Consider the following 17,775-nt stretch of genomic DNA (forward strand, 5'->3'; position numbering starts at 1 on the left):
CGCAGCAATGATTCAAGCGGCGAGACTGACCTGAATCATTATTGCCAAAAACTGGCCGCTGGGTCGTCAGCTTCGACTTTTTCAACACAATACGCCCCAATATCAGTCATCCGACCACTCCGGCCATATTCCCGAAAGCGGACGGTGAAATGATCGTCGCAAGCGGAAGCAATGCCAGACACTTGTGACTGTCCGGAAGCAGAGAGCGTCCAGAGGCCCTTGTCGATTTCACAGGGGAAATGCTTAAGGCGTGGTAGGTCATCGACATGACCTGATGGCCGTGAATCTGCGAATCTTCGCTCGCCGTTTATATTCATTCACCACCTGCCACTTCGTAAGCGTCCGGTCGAAACCGTTGTCGGCAATGGCCGGTTTCGGGATGCGGGTGGCGGCACCGGAATGACCGGGTTTGGGTGGGGAGCGGAAGGGCGGCTTTGCACGGGGGCGTCTGCTTTCGGCGGCCCGGTCTGAGTATAAGTACCCGACCTTGCAGGCGGGGCTTACCTTCCTGAGTGGCATACTGCTTCGATGTTTATTCCGTCCGGGTCGTAAACAAAGGCTCCGTAATAATCGTCATGATAACGGCGAATGCCGGGTGCGCCATTGTCGGTGCCGCCCGCGGCCAGCGCTGCTTCGTAGAATGCGTCAACTTGCTCGCGGGTCTGGGCAATGAACGCGAAGTGGGTAGCTTCCCCCACTCTGGCTCCGCCGACGACCCAGAACAGTGGTTTGTGCTCTCGTCCGAAGCCGTGCATCGTCGCGCCGGTTTTCTGCTGTTCGCCTTCCTCCTCGGCGTGCTCAGGCGGGATTGAAAGAAGCAGTCGCAGTCCGAGTGGAGCAAGCGCCTTCTCGTAAAAATGGCGCGATCTCTCGGCATCGGAGACTCCGATGTTGAGATGGTCGATGATGGTTTCTTGGTAGGGGTTCATATCACGGTTCCTTGCGGCGAAGTGCTCGTTTGCCCACCGGCACTACGACACCGCTGCTGACAGCGCGGTGTCAGCATTATGACGCTAGAGGCATTGTGATGAGACGCGCAGACAGACTGATCCAGATCATCCAGATTCTTCGGCGGCGCGCTATGCCGACCACCGCTCGCATGCTGGCCGAGGAATTGGAGGTCGCACCGCGGACCGTTTACCGCGACATCGTCGCGTTGCAGGCCGCGCGCGTTCCGGTCGATGGGGAAGCAGGTATCGGATATGTGCTGCGCCCCGGCTATGATCTGCCGCCTTTAATGTTCACGGCGGAAGAGATCGAAGCTGTAGTGCTCGGCGCGCAACTGGTGATCGGCCGCGCCGATCCAGGTCTCGCCAAAGCAGCAGAAAACGTCCTCGCCAAGATCAAGGCGGTGCTTCCGGGCGACGCCGAGGCACGCATCAGGCAGGCGGGCCTGATTGTCCCTCATGCTCTGGAGGAAGGAGTGACCTTCGGGGATCATGTTGCCCAGATCAGGCAAGCGGTCCGGCAAAGTTGCAAGCTTGCGATTACCTACACCGACCGGTCTGATCACCAGACATGCCGGGTTATCTGGCCGCTGGGCCTGTACCTTTACAGCCATGTGACCCTTGTATGTGCCTGGTGTGAAGAGCGCCGCGACTTTCGCGCGTTCCGCTCTGATCGGATCACCACATGCCGCACACTCGATCAGCGATTCGATGGAGGGTGCGGTAAGCTCATGCAGGATTTCCTCACGCATTTTGAAGGTCGTCAAGGGACAAAGCCCAACGAGACAGCTGTCTGACCTGTCGCGGATGATGCTTGGTGCGTCGACCATGCATGGCAAAATTGAGGCCGACCACACTCCCCTAGAAGATACCGAGATGAATCGCTGGTTGACTCCATACCGACTGGTTGGTATGGGGTCGCATGGACAAGACGCACTTACCCCAGTCGGCAAAGGAAAGGCTGCTCGATGCCGCCGTCATGCTCATCCGGAGGCAGGGCTTCGCCGGCACGTCTGTCGATCAGCTGTGCGCGGCAGCCGGGGTGACCAAAGGAGCGTTTTTCCACCACTTTGCTTCCAAGGAAGAGCTGGGGATTGCGGCAGCCGGACACTGGGTTACCCTGACGGCGCCTGCATTCGAAGAAGCGGACTATCAAGGCGAAGAAACCCCGCTGAAGCGCCTGCTTGCTTACCTCGACCTTCGCGCAGCTATGATCACAGGCGACACCGATGCCTTTACATGTTTGGCCGGTACGCTCGCCCAGGAAGTCCACCAGACCCACCCCAGGATCGCGCGGGCTTCCGATGCGGCCATTCGCGCGCATAGTCTGACCCTTGAGAATGATATTGCGGCCGCGCTGGCTGAACACGGACTCGAAGATGTCGATCCGGCCAGCCTCGCGCTTCATATCCAAGCCGTGCTGCAGGGCAGTTTCGTTCTCGCCAAAGCTGCCGGCGACCCTGCGGTCGCGCGCGACAGCGTCCACCACCTCAAACGCTACATTTTACTCATGTTTAATGGAGAGGAAACATGACTGAAGATAAATTGGAGCTAGTCATCGAACGTCACATCGATGCGCCTGTCGAACGTGTGTGGCAGGCCATGACCGAGCAGTTCGAAGACTGGTTCTGCACCGCACCCTGGCGCGCCGAAGCGCGCCAGCTTGAATGGCGGCCTGGCGGTCGGAGCCTCGTCGTGATGCACGGGCCCGCCGGTGAGGAGATGCCCAATGATGGTGTGGTGCTGGCGTTCGAGCCGAATCGGCGCTTTGTGTTCACCGATGCTTTTACCGCTGACTGGCAGCCCACCGGCCCCTTCATGATCGGCATCTTTGAAATCGAGCCGGAAGGCAGCGGCACATCGTACCGCGGGATCGCGCGGCACTGGACCCGCGATGCTTTTGAGCAGCACCGTGACATGGGCTTCGAGGCTGGATGGGGCGCCGCTGCCGACCAGATCAAGACGCTGGCAGAGAGAGGATGAGCAGCATGGCACATCTTATTCGAAGCACGCCGGTACCATCGCGATGGTCCCTCCGTATAGGCTGGAGCCTCAGCGGTCTCGCCATCCTGATGCTCGGCATGGATGCCGGCGCCAAGCTGATTGCTCCGGAGGTAATGATCGCCAACAGCCCGCCTCTCGGGCTGCCGGCTGACCCCGGCTTCCACCGTATCCTTGGCGCGATCCTTGCGCTCTGCACGCTGCTCTACGCTTGGCCGCGGACATCACCGATCGGCGCGGTCCTGCTGACAGGCTATCTGGGCGGCGCTGTCGCTACCCACCTGCGGGTCGATAGTCCGCTCGTGACCCATACATTTGTCAGCGTCTATCTCGGCGCGATTGTCTGGCTAGGGCTCATGCTGCGTGATCGCCGTGTCGCTGCTCTTCTGGCAACGAGCCAAACAGCCGATCAATCTTTACTAGCAGAGGACGTATTCAATGACTGAAAAGAGCATCAAAGGCCCGGCGTCCTATTTTCCATCAATTGAGAAGACTTACGGACGGCCCATCAGTGAATGGCTTGAGGTCGTTCGGAGCCATCCATCGACCAAACATTCGGAGTTGGTCGCCATGCTCAAGGGTGAACACGGTATGGGGCACGGTCACGCTAATGCGATCGTCGCCCATACTTTGTCCCTGCACGATTAGAACACGATTGGCGAAGAATGGGGTGCCATCACAGGGCGACGCATCCAGTTAACAACTGACATTGCCTTAGCCCGTCAGTTGAAATTGCATTTTCTGGCGATGCCGGGAATCAGCCGTACGGCCTATAAATATGGCCGCTACGGGGTGGGAACCTGAAGGGCGGGAAGTTTTCAGAACTGCGGCAAAGCGGTCCTGCCGCTTTCGGGATCGCGCCGGGCCCTCGCTCATGACCGGGAATGGGTGGATTTCGGAATGGCGGGTTTCGGGTTTGCCACGCGAAAAACAAGCGCATTAAAGGTGACGAGTTTCCTCAGGTTCGTCTTGCCAACAATCATGCAGGCCATCGGCGCAGCGAATGGGCGAATCTAACAGATCTCGCGCGCTCAGATCATCAAGCGCGGCAACATGCACCATCACGAATTTCCCTCCGAGCATTAGCATGTCGCCGTCGTTGTAAAGGGCAATGCCGCAATGTTTGCAAAAGCGGTGATGCTGTTCGCCCCCGTCCCCTGAACTGCCGTAGTCGGCCAGAGCATCGTGACCTTGCAAGAGCCGAAACTCTTCCGGCTTAATTGGCGCTGTCTTCCACATCCGCTGTTTCCAGCAAAAGGTGCAGTTGCACTTCCCGGTTCCGTTTGCGAGGTCGATGTCAGCCTCGAAGGTTACTGCCTTGCAATGGCAGCTCCCGTGATACGTCTTTTTCAAATTAGCACTCCAGCGACGCGCGCGACCGCCTCGCTTAGATTATGAATAAATGGCTGAAAACGAGGTTTCGACGAGCTGCTCGTTTTGTCCGAAGAGGGGTCGTCACCGGCTGGTCCGAACTTGGGCAGATTTTCGAGATAGCCGCCTGTCCGCTCGCGGGTTCGTCTGTCAGGGTATCGAGCGCCCGCTTATGGGTGGAAAACGGAATGGCAATTTCAGCGCACGCAGATGCGGCGCCCGCTACTGCGATGATCCGTTTGCAGCAATCGGGGGCCGATCAGCTTTTGCCAGCGTGATGCGAAGTGACCGGAAAATTCCGGCAGGAACTGCGACCGCCCTGCCAACTAGTCGGACTCTTGGCAGAAGCGGATGCGATTGCCGAATGGATCGCTCACCTCCATCTGATCTCCCCAAGGCTGGCGCTCGAGGTTCGGACGACCATAGCCATACTTTCTTGAAATCAGCTCGGCGTGAAACTTCGCGATGTCTCTCATTGCGACATAGCTAGTCGAACCTGGGGTGCCGTCACCGTGATGCTCGGAAAGATGTAATTCCAGTCCGGCTCGCTCGACAGCCATATAGAGCGGGAGATCCGGCTCGAACCGATGCTCCATGATGACTGTGAAGCCGAGAAAATCGCAATAGAACTCTCGCGCTTTCGAGACGTCAAAGATTCTGATGACTGGAATAGCTTGTTCAAAGCCAATTGTATTGGCTGATGTCCGTTCAAGTGCGGCAGCGGCGGTGTTCCAGTCTCGATGCCCGATAGTGGCAGCTACAAGTTCAAGACTGTTTGCGTGAGAAACAATGGTCTCTCGTTCACCTAAGGCAGAGCGCAAACGCTTTGCCATGGCTTTAGCTTCGTCGATGGTGAGCATGATAGTCCCTTCGGTCACGACAGATTTCCGGGGCTCGCATTGCGGACGTGTCGCCTGTTGGGCTATCACGATAACCAGTTACCGATGTCTTCACCAAGCCCTTGAAGGCGCGAGCGGCGGGCGACATCTGCCGCCATAAAATCTGCCAAGGACAAGCTTTTCTGTCAAGCATGGGCGATGCAGGAGGCAAAAGCCTAGTAAAAGCCTCCTAGGTCCAAGCTTGCGTAGGGATAACGGGGAGGGCCACTTTGGGGTCGATACCTGAACGGCAAGAATTTTCCAGCAGGGTGGCAAAGCCGCTGTGCAGCTTTCGGGATCGCGCATCGACCCCGCTTATGGCAACTGGTGGGTGGTTTGGCGACAGTCTTCTTTCGGTCAAGAAAACGGTAAAGCGGCCTTTGGCTCGGTATCGCTATGAAGCGCGAGGATGGCGCGAACGGTCTCGACGGCGGAACCAGAAGCCCCCCGCCAGAATGATGCCCCATCCGCCGGCGATCCAGAGCAAAGGCAACAGCGCTTCCGCCGGACTCGTTAGCCGCAAGGCCGTGCCGTAGATCATCGCAGGGGTGATTGCAGCCCGTCGCTGGGCGGTCCATTCGCTTCCGAGTTTCGAGGCGATACCTCTGCCGCCCGTAGACAAGGCGACAATCGCATCGCCGGTCGCCGCCTCTATACGGACGGTGTTGCTGACCGCAGGTACATTCCCCCCGCTGTGGCCATAGATGACGTCTCCGCGCGTGCTCTTCGCAAATAGCTGAACGCCGAGGCCCCAGTGGGCAGAGCCAAATAACTCCGCTTCTGGTGCGCGCATGGATGCGATCAAGCCCGGAGAGATTACTCCCCGGCCAGGCACTCCCCCGTCGGGACCCTCCATATGTGCCTGGGCAAATCGTGCCATGTCGTTTGCCGACGAATAGAGCGATGCCGCGGCTGCTGCTGTGTAACGGTAGTGCGGCGCAACTCCTCCATCGGTCCCGAAGAACTCGGCGACGTCCGCAGCGCCCGCCGCGCCCGTTCGAAAGGTCGAGTTCTCCATGCCAAGCGGGTCCAAGACCGTACGATCCATATAGTTTGCAAAGGGCTCCCCAGATACCTCTTCGATCATCAGCTGAAGCAGGGTGTAGCCACCTCCTGAGTAGCGCCACGAGCCGGGTTGATCGCCTACGCGCACGGCGCCGGTTCTGAGCGGGCAGGTGTCGACCGCGCGGCTCAGGGAATCTTCGATCGGTTGGAGCTTCGTGCCGGGTGAGAAACCGCAATACCCCAGATCGTCGGTCAGACCGGCGGTATGGCTCAACAAGCGTCGCACGGTGACGTGCTCGTTCGGATAATCGCCGCGAGGCAGCGTCCAGCGTTCGACATAGCGCGAAACGGGAGCATCCAGATCGACTTTGCCGGCTTCGACGAGTGCCATGACGCCCCAGGCCGTGACCCATTTGCTGACCGAAGCCATCTGGAACACGGTGTCGCCGGAAACTGGCTTGCCGATCGACATCGTGTGCGACTGAGCGACCTTGCCGTTTTCGATCAGCACGAGCGCAAGGTTGCCGCGATGATCTCTTGCCACTTCGCGCGCCGCTTTCGCAAATGCAACGCTGCCAGTCCCGTCGACTTTCATTCCCCCAAGCCCCGTCAGGGGCGCGAAGGTAACGAGGATGGTCCAGATGAACATCGAGGCCAAAACGGCCGTCACAAATCTGGGACGCGAAAGCTTTGCCGTCATTTGCCTCCACTGCGCCCGTTTCTGCTCATCGGGAAAAATGCAGCTCTTTGCGCGACTACCATCTTATGAGGTGACGGGTTTTAGGCCAAGCGGCGTGGGGCTTAATTGTCTAGAGTGGGGTCGTGAACCGAATGGCGGCTATACTACATCACCGCGCTGAAAGCCGACAGTCTGCAACCGGCCCAGTTTCTGCATCGATCTGTTACCCGTAAGACGCTCAGCCTGGGGAAGTTCGCGTTAAGTCCGAACGCAGCTAGGTTCCTCGAATTTTTCGAAGAGCCAGGTGATTAAGACTGATTAAGGCTTGACTGCCAAACCTACATCCCCCCTCTGCTTACCAGTCGTCATTTTCGAATCTTGATCGTATGCATACGCGATGCGCCTACGACCTACCGATCTTGGGGCTGCGTGATATCCTAGTTGCATGAGCTTCATTCAGCTGCAGCGCGAACCGGGCATCCACTACCTCGCCGGGTATCAGAACTTCCGCACGTCGCCGGCTTTCGAACATCTTCTCGAGGCCAAATGCTTGCTCCGAAGCATTACGACCGCAGGCGCCGTCGGATCGTCGCTTCACGTACCGCTGTCGGATTTCGCGATGTTCCCGATCGGCACGTTGTTCGGCTCGGGTAAAGCGATGATGCTGCGCAATCGCGGTCGCCGACGAACCCGCAGAACGATCCTTCTGGGCGACGAAGTCGAGATTTGGGACTTCGAGCGCCCGACCCTCGTCAGTCCGCAGAAGCACGCCAAACCCTTCGACCTGTCGATCCGCCAAACCGAGAAGGTGTTCATCGACCAGATCGAGGCCCTACACCCCCTCGGTTTGGCCCACGGCGAGCAGTTCCGGTTCATCTGCTCGGGGGTCAGCTTTCTGCTCGATACGCTTTCGCTGCGCTCCATCGTCTCGCAGAAGAGCCTCGCGGGCATGTTCGTCGACGAGGCGGAGACCGGAATCGACGAGAACGGTACCTACGTCATCACGCCGTTGCGTCCGTTTCAGAACGCGACCGCGACGCTGCAGATCGCGCTCCTGCTCACCAATCCCGACCTAGCGGATTACATCCGTTTCTTCTTCCGGCGGGTCGGTGCGGCGATGCGCGGGGAACCCGCCGGGTCGGAAGGGGCGCTGACGTTCCGGGACGCCATGGACTGCACGATCGAAACCGAGCCGCTCGCGATCGGCCCGCCAGGAAACGAAAGAGCGGTCGACTATTGCGACCGGATCATCGCCGACCACCGCAAGCCGAATTTCAGGGATATCGTCGTCCGCATCCGCAATACGCGGGCGGACGAGCAGATCGAGCTGATCGAGGAGCTCCGCACCGAGGCGGAGCGAGAGAAGCTCAGGGTAGCGTCGAGCACCAAGGTCAAACGCTACCCGGCGGACAAGCGCACCGTTCGCCTTGGCCGCCTGGACGGCGATTTCGGGCGGCTGTTCCCCGAGTTCGCTAAGCTTGCCATGCGCTTCGATCGGCAAACCGTCCCCGCCGCGGAAGGCGATAGCCGACCGTCAAGGTTCGATCCTCAAAAGGATCGTCCCGAATTCGTAACGCCGATCGTGTCGTCGGGGCTACCCGAACCCGGCGGCAAGGTCCCCCGGGCGGAGAGCGGGCCGGTCGAGACCGTCGTCTTTGAACGCCCGAGCCTGCCGACCCGGTTCCTCGCTACGAGCGATGCGCCGGGCCTCGAAGCGCGGATCGCGAAGCTCGACGACGTGCCGCTCTTGATGCGCGAGTTCTTCCTCGCGGGCTACTATATGACCGAGCATCGCTCGGCGACGAGCCTGCCGGAATACGATCTCGGACGCGGCGAAGAAGTGCTCTATCGGCTCCCACCGTCATGGGGTGGGTTCGCCGCGCCCGACGCGAAAGGTCTCACCCGCTTTGCGGCCGCCGTCCCGCTCGCCTTCGACCACGGCATAGTGTGGGCCATCGAGATCCTCAGGAACGATGCCAGCGAGGCGTTCGCCATGGGGCTCGTCGCGCAGTTCGACCGCGACGACGGGCTGAGCTTTCTTGGCCGGGCGCTGCGCAGCGTCTGCGATCGCGTCGGTCGGCGGCGCGGCGACGATCCATCGGGCACCTTCCCGCGCGCCGACTTCCTCGACACGCGGATCGACACCGTCGTCCACAAGAAGACCGTCTGGGACGCGAGGACGCTGGCGCAGGTCATCCCGGCACGGGCCGAATTGCTCCTGTCGACCGAGCGGAACTTCTAGCGCGCGTTCGAGGAACCGGGGCGAAGATAGGTGTCGAGAACGTGGCGCAGCGCGAAGGGTGTCTGGACGCCCGGCTCCTCCGGCACGATCCAGCTTGCCCAGGCGCGCGCCTCGCCGCACGGACCGACGAGGCCGAACGGCCATCCCCGCAGCAGCCGGCTGACCCCGCGCATCACGCCGTGCGCAGCGCTGACGGTCATGGACCGGATACTGGGGTTCGCAGTCCTGTAGTCGAGGTCGATCTCCCCGATCGAAGGATGCAGCGCTTCGCGGACGCGCTTGCCCCAGCGTTTGGCAGCGATCGCTCGGAAGAGCGCCAGCTGGATAGCGAAGAAGGCGATCGGATGGATCCCGTGCAGATGGGGCCAAGCCACCGCGCGTCCGTCTAACACCGCTTCGTTATGCGCCTGCAGGACGAGCACGCTCGGAGCGGCGATGGACGCGGAAAGGGCGGAAAGGTCGAGGCCGCACCCGTCGCAATGGCGGAAGCCCGAGCGGTGTGGCTGGTATGGGGCATCGCAGTCCGGGCAGGCGTCCATCAGCACGGCGGCGTGCTTCGTGCATGCTGGAAAGAGCCGCAGCCGCCAGGTCAGCGGCAAATAGGGGGTGTCGTCGGCGAGGCAATGTGGACAGAAGGCCTGCCCGTGCGCCTTGCGGAACCGGTGGCGCACGCCGAGTGGCACCACCATGAACGACTGGTTGGCGCCGGAGATGGATTCGGCGAGAACGCCTTCGTAGGCGCCGAGCGTCGTGCGCCGGCAACGCTCGAGCGGTGTTCCCGTCTTCACCGCCAGAGCTCGGACGAGCTCCGGCGATGCGACGAGATCGCCATCCCTGGTCCAGAACTCGAGGCCGGGCGCGAGTTCCTTCATCAGCGAGTGGTGCTTGGTACCCTTTGCCGCGGCAATGCGGATCAGCCAGGAGCTGACCGATTCCCGTGGCAATGGGCTTGGACGGATATGCCAGCGGCTCACGCCGGTTCGCATTCCCTGGACGTCTTCACTTCGAGCCGATCGATGACGTCGCAGGCGCGCTCGGAAAGCGGTACCCACGCCATGTCCTCGAGGGTCTTCGCGTCGATCACCTCGCGGCCGCTTTGGATGGCCATACGCGCCGCGAGAAGCATCACCCGCCGGATATGGCCGATGACGTGATCTCCCTTCTCGAGGATGGTCTCGACGAGCTTGGGATCAGCCACGACATGCGACGTCTTGCGCAGCGGCAGACGCACCTCGATGTTATGGATCAACACGTTCGCCTCGTCGCCACGGTTCCACGGCGGCAGCGCGATCTGCTCGAAGCGACGCTGGAGTTGCGGATCGTCGTTCAGGATATCGACGCCCGGCGGCGTCCCGAACAGGGCGACACCGCACCCGCAATCCTCGCCGATCGACTTCACCATGTTCTTGAGCGCCTCGCGGTTGCGATGGGTCCCGTTGGCGAGATCCTGGAACTCGTCGATGATGAGCAGCCTCGTTCGCATCGTCCTCAGAACTGCGTAGGCCATGGAGGTGAGATGCGAGGTCGACCATCGCAGATTGAAGGGCTCCGCGACGTAGCGCAGGATGCGGATCGCAAACTCGCGAACCGACGCTTCGCCCGGCATTGAGACCCGCACCACATCGGCGCGGTCCGCATCGCCCGTTATGCCGGTCTGTACCGGATGCAGCGACGCGAAATGCTTCGAGATGGTGCTCTTGCCGTTGTAGCTGCGCCCGAACACTGCGATGCTGTGCTCGTGCGGCTCGGGAGCCTCGAGGATCGCCCGAAGGCGATCCTCGATTTCCATCATGCGCGGATGGTGGATGGTCTGCGGCTCGGCGAGGTAGGCGAGCCGGGTGGCATCGTCCGCGAGGCGCAGGTCGTCGAGGGATGTGGTGTTGTTGCAGGTCATTGGACGGCTCCACTGGAGGGAAGGATGGTGATGCTGGCGGGGTCGATCCTGACGACCGGGACCGGCGGAAGAGGCGACTGCTCGGGCGCCGGCAACCGGTTTCGGCCACGCTCGCGCTTCACCGCGTTCTGTGCGATCTTGCGCTGCTTCGCCCGGTCGAGCTTGGACCTCGGGTTCACGACCTTGGCGTGGCGGGCGGCTTCGGCGCGCTCCTTCTCGATGATGCCGAGAATGCCCGTCGCCGTCACCCGGCCGCGTTTCCTGAGCTTGGCCTTGAAGTCGGCCCGCGCCCGTTCCCACTCGGCGACGGTGATCGCTTGGTCCTCGGTGAGCGCGTCGCGAAGCTCGATGTAGCGACCGTTGCGAGGGTCCTCGACAAACGCGCGGCTGACGTCGGCGGGGTCGCGTTTGACGTTGAGCATCGTCCCCTTGGCGGCGTTTAGAAGGGGCTGGAGCTCGCGCGCGGTGTAGCTGAGGTAGCTGACGCGGAACCCGTACTTCTCGAGCTTGCGCTTTTCGGTCTTCAGAAAGTCGAGATAGAAGGCCTGCGGATCGTCGACGCGCCGGGGATCGCCATATTGCGCGACCCCCAGGTTCCACTTCTCCGCCGGCGTCATCCCCAGCGTCGGATGGATGCGGTACGGGTATTCGCCCACGAAGTACCGCACCATCGCCTCGAGGTATTCATCGAGCGTCAGGCTCGCGGTCTCGGTGGGATCAATGCGATCTTTCTCCCGCCTTGTGGAGCTGAAGATGGTGTTGCCCGGCAGCTTGCGGGTCTGCGTCATCGCGGTGCCGATCATCCGCTCGACGATCCCGCCGTGATGCGGCTGCGAGCGGTGCGAGAGGTCGATCCGCCACTTGCCGCACCCCCGGTGGAAGGACTTTGACGTGAAGTCGACGCCGCGGTCGACGAAGATTGCCGAGGGTACGCCGAACCACGGCCAGTCGATCCCCTCGATGCCTTTGGCGGCGAGCCAGCCATCCTTGGGCAGGCAGGCGATCGCCATGGCCTCGGCCAGTTCCTCGACGCTCGGATAACCGAACGTCACGTGGATACCCAGGGGCAGGCGCGAGAACTCGTCGACCACCATGGTGAAGGTTGGGCGACCGAGCGAGATCCACAGCTCCTCTGAGATGAGGTGCACGTCACTGTAGGTGTGGTCGATCTGCACCCGCTCGAGCGGATAGGTGCAGAGCGGGGTCGAACCCTTGTCGCGGTCGTACTTGTCCGCGGCCGCCTGCGCGCCGTTCTTGTGCGCGTAGCGGACGCGCACGTCGAGCGATTCCCAGCGGCGCCTGATGGTCCGATCGGACGGCGGCTCGATACCCGCCTTCGCGCAGGCCTTCTGCACGTTGTCGATGTAGACCGTGACCTGCTGGCCCCTGTAGCGGCGCTGTTTCAGGAACTTCTTGAGCTCGCCCTCGACGATTTCCTCGACCGCCGGATCGAGCTTGGAATGCCAGGCGCGCTTGGTCGGGACCTTGAAGAGCGCCATGGCGTGCCCAGCGTCCTCGTAGGCCTTGAGCTTGCGATAGAACTTGGAGGTCGACCATTCGAGCATGCGAGCGGCTTTCTTCGCGTTCTCGCGGGTGCGAGCACCGCGACGAAACGCGTCGATGACGTCGGCCTCGAAGCTAGTGCGCTGCCAGTCGGCGTCACTGATCGTTTCGACAGTGATCTGGTGATCAGGACCGACAGTCGTGACCTGGAGGACGTCCTTCGCCAAGGCGGGGGTGGTCTTCTTACGATTAGACATTTGAATGTACTCCTTCTTTTGAGAACGGAGCACGAGCCGGAAAAAGGGCGCACGCGACCGGCGCCAGGCGCGCAATGGCGCTTGACTTGGGGCCGCTTTTCGGGGATGACGAGGGTGCTTGGGGTCCTAGTATCCCGAAAAGGCCTGGCTCCTCGGAGCCGGGCTTTTTCCATTTCGTGCTGATCAAATTCAGTTGTTTGGCACGAGCTGTCTACATACACTTCTCCTCATCGATCGCGCGCAGCCACTCGGCCACGTCTTGGGTGAAGGCGAACGTTCCGCTCCGGTCCGGTAGCTTGAAAACGTGGACGCCGAGGCGTCCTCGCTGTTTGGCCTTGCGAAAGGCAGCCGCGCTCGGAAATCCGAGGGATTTCCACAGTGCCCCGCCGGTCAGAAACGGTCCCGATCCGTCGACCAGGTGTTCCGCCAGCTTGGTACCGGACGCCTTCGAAGCCATATTCACGCTAGTCCTTTTCGGGTCGGAGAATCGCCAGTTGGCATGCATGTCACGCTCGTTACGCTTGTCCAAACGACGTAATTGGGGCCAAATTTGTCGCCTGATCGAACTGCGAGTCGAAGAGCGATGGAGTATCGGAAGAGAGCGAAGACCGAATGGACCCTGACCCGGTGGGTCATGGCCTGCGTCGACTTCCGCGCGACGCCCGAAGACGCAGAATGGATCAGAAACGAGCTCAATTGCAGCAAGGATACATTACGGCACTATCGCCTGGGCGAGCGTCGCATCCGATGCGATGTGCAGGCCTCCGTTCTCGATCGGTTGGACGGACGCTTTCCCGGAACCGCTGCGATGCTTCGCGGACCGATGGCGCAGATCCTGATGCGCCGTGAACTAGGGCCGGGCGGTTTGAGGGCAGCGATCAGGCAGCTGTCAGATCCCTGCCGCACACTTCTGCTTATGCTCGGTTACGGCTCGGATCGGGGCGAGATCGATCCCGCCGTCCGGCTCGAAGAGACGCTCAATTACCTGCTGCGATACAGCGCTTTCGAGACGCTCGAGGCCATCGTCTTCATGCTCGCGTGGTGCGACGAGATCGGCGATGAAGCTTCGTGGACGACGATTTGCTGTCGGTATCGTGCGGCGCTCCCGAACATGCTGTTCGAGGGCATTCCGGAACACCACCACCCTCTGCTCGACGCGATCGACGATTATGCTCGAACCATAGAGTTTCGCTACGCGCGGCGGGTCCGATCGAAGCGCAGCTGGCGCACGGCCATCCCGAAGGCCAGGAAAATCCGGAAGCAGGGCGCGATTGCTGTCCAGCAGCATTGGGAGGCCTGTCCCAAAGAGGTAACCTTCCGCATCAATCCGCCATCCGAGGACACGATGAGAACTAGCTCCTGAAGGCAGGAAATTCGGCTCCGTACTGGTTACCGTAGAAAGACCCTACGGCGCGGTCCGCGGCTTAGAATGGCGTCCTCGTCCCATTCGCGCGTGATATCGAACCAGAGTTCATCAATAGCACACGCATGCAGCGCCGCCGAAATGATCTCGCTCCTCACATGGCCAAGCCGCTCGACGTTCGCGATCACCGATCCGAGCTTCGCAGGAAACTCGCCGAGCCTGCCCGACAGTATGAGGTCGAGCAACGAGGGGGCCGGCTTGTGCGCTGCGCGGTCCAGGATTGCTTTTGCATTCGGCAGGCCCTTCTCGATCAGCTTCTCGTCGGTCACTAGGAGGAACGAGCAGTCCGTCTGTTCGCGGCACCAGCGCATCATCGCGACGTGCGCGCGGCCAGCGGCAGACGCGCTTCCTGCCGCCGCGATGCGATCGGCTTCGCGGCGCTCCTTCACCTCGACGATGTAGCGGTAGCGCCGGTCCTCGCGATCGTTGATCTCGACGAGATAATCGGGCGTATAGACCCGTGTCCGTTCGTCGATGAGATCGCGGAATTCGATGGAGAAAGGCTCCCACGCGATGTGCCGCACCTCGTTCGCGAAATCGCAAAGTTGGACGAATCCACGCTCGATCGAGGACTGGAAGGCGACCCTATTCGCGCCGTTTCGGAAGCTGTAGAAGCCGGTTTCCGCGCTGGTGCGCGCGGGTTTTCTGCTCCGCGCAGAAGGAGTTATCCGTACGTGGTCAACTAGTCTCACCGACTATGACCACGCCGATTTCGAGCCGGCGAAATGGACACGCCGTCTCACAAAAGGGTTCGAATCGGGGCAAATTGCACCCGGTTGAGTCGCACCATTTGTGGAAGTTATCAAGCGCGGACCATCTGGTCGCCAATCGATCCCCGTGAATTCGTGACAATCGCGAGCGTCCGACCATAGCGATCGGTATCTTGGCGAATGATGTTGTAGCGCTCCGAATTCAAAAGGGTCACCAGCCTATCCCTTGCACGCACCGCTAGCCGACGCTCGCTTTCGCAGGCGCCGTCGAGTTCTGGTGTATCGATGTCGGCGATACGTATCCGTTCGCGCGCCACGATGAAGCTGTCGCCATCGTGGACGCATGTGATCCGCACCCCTGAGGGAGGACAGACCCCGATAGGAGAGCTCGCTGCCAGGATGGCGAGAAGAAAGCTCACCGCTCGCATCCAATACCATCGTTATCGCGATCTAGATGTCGGCCGTAGCCTGGTTGTCCTCTTCGTACCGGCGCTGCACCGGCGGCACGAGCGGCAGCGCAATTTGGATAGTACACTTCGCCGCTCGGGGTTCTTGTCGGTTTGCTAGCTGCGCGACCGCCATGGCAATGTCGACCGCCGTTCTTGCGATCGTTGTGACAGCCATCAGCGGCCGTGCGTCCAGGATGCGCGGATGCAGCCGAGGAGGCTAGAAACGCGACGATACCCACAAGCATGGCCACTTGAACGATGAGCAGGAACGCGAATTCCGCCTTCATACTCCAGGGCGTCTTTGCTTCGCCGTTTTCCTTCATGCTTTTCCCGTCACTCACTCTTGGTATCTCGCCTGAATGCCCAGACGAGCGTCGCTGTAGCCGAAATAAGAGCTGCAACAGCAGTGATTAAAGTCGCGTCAATTTCCAGCATTTCTGCCTCCTTCGACAACGGGATAACCAAATAGGTTATCTGTAGGAAAGCAGTTTTTGCGGGAGCCAAGTAGGCATTCGCATCGCCACTCGCACAGCCGCATAAATCCCCTCATCCGGCGCTCGCGCCTTCTCCACCGATCCTAGCGGCGCGATAGGCCGAGAAATTGCCGGAGAGCGTCCATGAGTATCGAAACTATCGCACCGCTGAAACGGTGCGCAATATACACCCGAAAGAGCACCAATCGGCGTCTTGAGCACGACGTCAATTCGCTGGTCACGCAGCGCGAAATCAGCAGCGCATACATTACGAGCCAACAATATAAGGGCTGGGTGGAGCTACCGAACCGATACGACGATGGCGGTCATTCGGGGAGCGGAATGGATCGCCCTGCCCTCTCGCAGCTCATGCAGGATATCGAAGCAGGAGAGATCGATGTTGTCGTCGTCTACAAAATCGATAGGCTGACGCGCAGTCTCGCGGACTTCGTTCGGATGATCGAGATCTTCGATCGCCGCAACATCGCGCTGGTCCCCATCTCACAGGCTTTCGACACGTCCGACAGCATGGGCCGGATGATCCTAAACGTGCTGCTCACGTTCTCGCAATTCGAGCGCGAGCTTATCGCGGAGAGAGTGCGCGACAGCATTCGCACCCGCAAGCGGCACGGCAAGATGCATGGTGGCCTGCCGCCATTTGGCTACATTGCTACGCCTGACGGTCTCAAGATTGACGAGCCCGAAGCTGAGATCGTCCGGTTCATCTTCGACGAATTCTTGCGGACAAGGCGCTACACAAAGGTCATGACCGCAGTGCGCGAGCGCGGATATTGTAGCTCTATTAAGTACTCGCCGCGCGGCAAGCCGCGTGGCGGAACTGCGATATCACCGAGCACGGTCTACGCTATCGTCCAGAATCCGATGTATGTCGGAGAAATTCGCGGGCACGATACGACCTACCCCGGAGAGCACGAACCGCTCATCTCGCGCGATATCTGGGACGAAGCGCAGATAATTTGCCAGGAACGCAAAAAGCGCAGACCTCACAATCGCGACACTGACCACTTCCTTGCCGGCCTGCTTTGGGACGATCTTGGGCGCCATATGCGGCTCGACCTGAAGTGGCATTGGGGCAAGTTCTATAAAACTTACGTCTCGAGCAACGCCATCTGGTCGCAGAAGCTATTTCTCCGGCAGTATCGTGCGAGCGCCGACCAGCTTGATGAGGTTGTTTTGGCGGCAGTCGCGGCATTCCTATGCGATCGCATCAAGCTTCGAAAGGCGCTCAAAGGGCTGGGTCTGTTCGGCGAAAACCTGGAAACCTTGGCAGCGAAAGGGCCAGCGGCATCCGACCGACTGATGGCGACCCCGAAGCCGCATCTGCATGAGCTTTTCAAGGCGATCGCGCATCGTGTGGAGCTCGGTGAGGACCAGGTCTCGATCGAGTTTCGTATGCTGGAGGTACAGCGGTATCTCGAATGGAAGAGCGAAATGAGTTTCCGCGGGCGTCCATCAAACTGGTCGTGCAGCGATGCTCGGTATGAGCATATCGTTGCCGTGCGGGCAGTGACTGCGGAGCGATGGCCCTCCCTGCACATCAATCCGCGACAGACTTCCTGCAAAGGAAAGCCGGACAAGAAGCTTGTCGATCTGGTTCGAAGCGCGCGAAAAGCCCAGCGGCTCGTGGAAGAGAATCGCGCGCTCGATCTCGATGCTCTAGCCAAGATCCATGGTTGCCGCACCGCGCAATTCACCCGTCTGATCCGGCTGAATTATCTGGCTCCTGACATTGTGACGGCGGTTTTCGACGGGACGCAGCCTCCCGGTCTCAACAGGAAAGTCTTACTCAATTCCAATGTGCCGACCGATTGGGCGGTACAGCGCAAGCTTTATGGCTTTCCAGCGCCCGAGCGCGCCATTGATCCTCGCAACCTCTATGGGCGCGGCATGTGGCCGAGCGCGAGAATAGAAGCTCCATAGGT

19 protein-coding genes are annotated in these 17,775 nt (G+C 60.5%); 8 read left to right on the forward strand and 11 right to left on the reverse strand.

All coding sequences use genetic code 11. The annotated features are described in order from the left end of the window. Positions 1 to 500 precede the first annotated feature (500 nt). Positions 501 to 908: a VOC family protein gene (locus PF049_13955; GenBank protein ID WBY18153.1), complete on the reverse strand. Its 408-nt coding sequence runs from the start codon at positions 906 to 908 to the stop codon at positions 501 to 503. 119 nt (positions 909 to 1,027) lie between these two features. Here PF049_13955 and PF049_13960 point away from each other — a divergent pair, with 119 nt between their 5' ends. From PF049_13960 to PF049_13980, 5 genes are all read left to right on the forward strand, one after another. Next, on the forward strand, positions 1,028 to 1,744 hold the full coding sequence (locus PF049_13960) for a YafY family protein (protein WBY18143.1): 717 nt from the start codon (positions 1,028 to 1,030) through the stop codon (positions 1,742 to 1,744). Positions 1,745 to 1,869: 125 nt separating this feature from the next. Beyond that, the gene (locus tag PF049_13965) at positions 1,870 to 2,481 is read left to right on the forward strand and encodes a TetR/AcrR family transcriptional regulator (protein WBY18144.1); all 612 of its coding nucleotides are present in this window, start codon (positions 1,870 to 1,872) and stop codon (positions 2,479 to 2,481) included. Then, positions 2,478 to 2,930 carry an SRPBCC domain-containing protein gene (locus PF049_13970; GenBank protein ID WBY18145.1) on the forward strand — a complete coding sequence of 151 codons (453 nt, stop codon included), beginning with the start codon at positions 2,478 to 2,480 and terminating at the stop codon, positions 2,928 to 2,930. Before PF049_13965 ends, PF049_13970 begins: the two co-directional genes overlap by 4 nt. Before the next feature lie 5 nt (positions 2,931 to 2,935). Continuing rightward, the gene (locus tag PF049_13975) at positions 2,936 to 3,394 is read left to right on the forward strand and encodes a DoxX family protein (GenBank protein WBY18146.1); all 459 of its coding nucleotides are present in this window, start codon (positions 2,936 to 2,938) and stop codon (positions 3,392 to 3,394) included. After that, positions 3,387 to 3,596 (forward strand): DUF4287 domain-containing protein, encoded by a 210-nt coding sequence (locus PF049_13980; GenBank protein WBY18147.1) that lies wholly within the window; start codon positions 3,387 to 3,389, stop codon positions 3,594 to 3,596. The genes PF049_13975 and PF049_13980 overlap by 8 nt, the downstream gene beginning before the upstream one ends. Before the next feature lie 291 nt (positions 3,597 to 3,887). On the opposite strand, the gene PF049_13985 is transcribed toward PF049_13980, so the two are convergent. The 3 genes from PF049_13985 to PF049_13995 form a co-directional block, all read right to left on the reverse strand. Next, positions 3,888 to 4,301, reverse strand: a complete 414-nt coding sequence (locus PF049_13985) for a GFA family protein (GenBank protein ID WBY18148.1) — start codon at positions 4,299 to 4,301, stop codon at positions 3,888 to 3,890. A 344-nt stretch (positions 4,302 to 4,645) separates the two neighbouring features. Continuing rightward, the gene (locus PF049_13990; protein ID WBY18149.1) at positions 4,646 to 5,179 is read right to left on the reverse strand and encodes a glyoxalase superfamily protein; all 534 of its coding nucleotides are present in this window, start codon (positions 5,177 to 5,179) and stop codon (positions 4,646 to 4,648) included. A gap of 412 nt (positions 5,180 to 5,591) precedes the next feature. Beyond that, positions 5,592 to 6,851: a serine hydrolase gene (locus PF049_13995; GenBank protein WBY18150.1), complete on the reverse strand. Its 1,260-nt coding sequence runs from the start codon at positions 6,849 to 6,851 to the stop codon at positions 5,592 to 5,594. A gap of 649 nt (positions 6,852 to 7,500) precedes the next feature. Between PF049_13995 and PF049_14000 the strand changes: the two genes are divergently transcribed. After that, a complete protein-coding gene (locus PF049_14000; protein WBY17990.1) occupies positions 7,501 to 9,123 on the forward strand; it encodes a hypothetical protein in 1,623 nt (540 codons plus the stop codon). On the opposite strand, the gene PF049_14005 is transcribed toward PF049_14000, so the two are convergent. The 4 genes from PF049_14005 to PF049_14020 form a co-directional block, all read right to left on the reverse strand. After that, entirely contained in the window at positions 9,120 to 10,109 is a 990-nt protein-coding gene (locus PF049_14005) for a TniQ family protein (GenBank protein WBY17991.1), read from the reverse strand. The genes PF049_14000 and PF049_14005 overlap by 4 nt on opposite strands. Next, positions 10,094 to 11,017, reverse strand: a complete 924-nt coding sequence (locus PF049_14010) for a TniB family NTP-binding protein (GenBank protein WBY17992.1) — start codon at positions 11,015 to 11,017, stop codon at positions 10,094 to 10,096. The genes PF049_14005 and PF049_14010 overlap by 16 nt, the downstream gene beginning before the upstream one ends. Next, the gene (locus PF049_14015; GenBank protein WBY17993.1) at positions 11,014 to 12,777 is read right to left on the reverse strand and encodes a Mu transposase C-terminal domain-containing protein; all 1,764 of its coding nucleotides are present in this window, start codon (positions 12,775 to 12,777) and stop codon (positions 11,014 to 11,016) included. The genes PF049_14010 and PF049_14015 overlap by 4 nt, the downstream gene beginning before the upstream one ends. A gap of 211 nt (positions 12,778 to 12,988) precedes the next feature. Beyond that, the gene (locus PF049_14020) at positions 12,989 to 13,234 is read right to left on the reverse strand and encodes a hypothetical protein (GenBank protein ID WBY17994.1); all 246 of its coding nucleotides are present in this window, start codon (positions 13,232 to 13,234) and stop codon (positions 12,989 to 12,991) included. A gap of 366 nt (positions 13,235 to 13,600) precedes the next feature. Between PF049_14020 and PF049_14025 the strand changes: the two genes are divergently transcribed. Further along, positions 13,601 to 14,140 carry a hypothetical protein gene (locus PF049_14025; protein WBY17995.1) on the forward strand — a complete coding sequence of 180 codons (540 nt, stop codon included), beginning with the start codon at positions 13,601 to 13,603 and terminating at the stop codon, positions 14,138 to 14,140. Positions 14,141 to 14,166: 26 nt separating this feature from the next. On the opposite strand, the gene PF049_14030 is transcribed toward PF049_14025, so the two are convergent. The 3 genes from PF049_14030 to PF049_14040 all read right to left on the reverse strand — a co-directional run bounded on the left by PF049_14030 (position 14,167) and on the right by PF049_14040 (position 15,604). Continuing rightward, complete coding sequence (locus PF049_14030) at positions 14,167 to 14,724, reverse strand: hypothetical protein (protein WBY17996.1); 558 nt, start codon at positions 14,722 to 14,724, stop codon at positions 14,167 to 14,169. Between the two features lie 278 nt (positions 14,725 to 15,002). Next, a complete protein-coding gene (locus PF049_14035; GenBank protein WBY17997.1) occupies positions 15,003 to 15,329 on the reverse strand; it encodes a thermonuclease family protein in 327 nt (108 codons plus the stop codon). Next, positions 15,326 to 15,604 (reverse strand): excalibur calcium-binding domain-containing protein, encoded by a 279-nt coding sequence (locus PF049_14040; GenBank protein ID WBY18154.1) that lies wholly within the window; start codon positions 15,602 to 15,604, stop codon positions 15,326 to 15,328. The genes PF049_14035 and PF049_14040 overlap by 4 nt, the downstream gene beginning before the upstream one ends. Before the next feature lie 372 nt (positions 15,605 to 15,976). Here PF049_14040 and PF049_14045 point away from each other — a divergent pair, with 372 nt between their 5' ends. Beyond that, positions 15,977 to 17,773, forward strand: coding sequence for a recombinase family protein (locus tag PF049_14045; protein ID WBY17998.1), 1,797 nt, complete (start codon positions 15,977 to 15,979; stop codon positions 17,771 to 17,773). Positions 17,774 to 17,775 lie beyond the last annotated feature (2 nt).

Source organism: Erythrobacteraceae bacterium WH01K (genome assembly GCA_027941995.1).
In the GTDB taxonomy this organism is placed as follows: Bacteria; Pseudomonadota; Alphaproteobacteria; order Sphingomonadales; family Sphingomonadaceae; genus CAJXSN01.

What these genes read in the sequence shown, in the direction of transcription:
- PF049_13995 (WBY18150.1), bottom strand. Translation starts at nt 6,851, where the DNA reads ATGTTCATCTGGACCATCCTCGTTACCTTCGCGCCCCTGACGGGGCTT.
- PF049_13975 (WBY18146.1), top strand. Translation starts at nt 2,936, where the DNA reads ATGGCACATCTTATTCGAAGCACGCCGGTACCATCGCGATGGTCCCTC.
- PF049_14045 (WBY17998.1), top strand. Translation starts at nt 15,977, where the DNA reads ATGAGTATCGAAACTATCGCACCGCTGAAACGGTGCGCAATATACACC.
- PF049_13965 (WBY18144.1), top strand. Translation starts at nt 1,870, where the DNA reads ATGGACAAGACGCACTTACCCCAGTCGGCAAAGGAAAGGCTGCTCGAT.
- PF049_13960 (WBY18143.1), top strand. Translation starts at nt 1,028, where the DNA reads ATGAGACGCGCAGACAGACTGATCCAGATCATCCAGATTCTTCGGCGG.
- PF049_14010 (WBY17992.1), bottom strand. Translation starts at nt 11,017, where the DNA reads ATGACCTGCAACAACACCACATCCCTCGACGACCTGCGCCTCGCGGAC.
- PF049_14000 (WBY17990.1), top strand. Translation starts at nt 7,501, where the DNA reads ATGTTCCCGATCGGCACGTTGTTCGGCTCGGGTAAAGCGATGATGCTG.
- PF049_14040 (WBY18154.1), bottom strand. Translation starts at nt 15,604, where the DNA reads ATGCTTGTGGGTATCGTCGCGTTTCTAGCCTCCTCGGCTGCATCCGCG.
- PF049_14020 (WBY17994.1), bottom strand. Translation starts at nt 13,234, where the DNA reads ATGGCTTCGAAGGCGTCCGGTACCAAGCTGGCGGAACACCTGGTCGAC.
- PF049_14005 (WBY17991.1), bottom strand. Translation starts at nt 10,109, where the DNA reads ATGCGAACCGGCGTGAGCCGCTGGCATATCCGTCCAAGCCCATTGCCA.
- PF049_13970 (WBY18145.1), top strand. Translation starts at nt 2,478, where the DNA reads ATGACTGAAGATAAATTGGAGCTAGTCATCGAACGTCACATCGATGCG.
- PF049_13990 (WBY18149.1), bottom strand. Translation starts at nt 5,179, where the DNA reads ATGCTCACCATCGACGAAGCTAAAGCCATGGCAAAGCGTTTGCGCTCT.
- PF049_13980 (WBY18147.1), top strand. Translation starts at nt 3,387, where the DNA reads ATGACTGAAAAGAGCATCAAAGGCCCGGCGTCCTATTTTCCATCAATT.
- PF049_14015 (WBY17993.1), bottom strand. Translation starts at nt 12,777, where the DNA reads ATGTCTAATCGTAAGAAGACCACCCCCGCCTTGGCGAAGGACGTCCTC.
- PF049_14025 (WBY17995.1), top strand. Translation starts at nt 13,601, where the DNA reads ATGGCGCAGATCCTGATGCGCCGTGAACTAGGGCCGGGCGGTTTGAGG.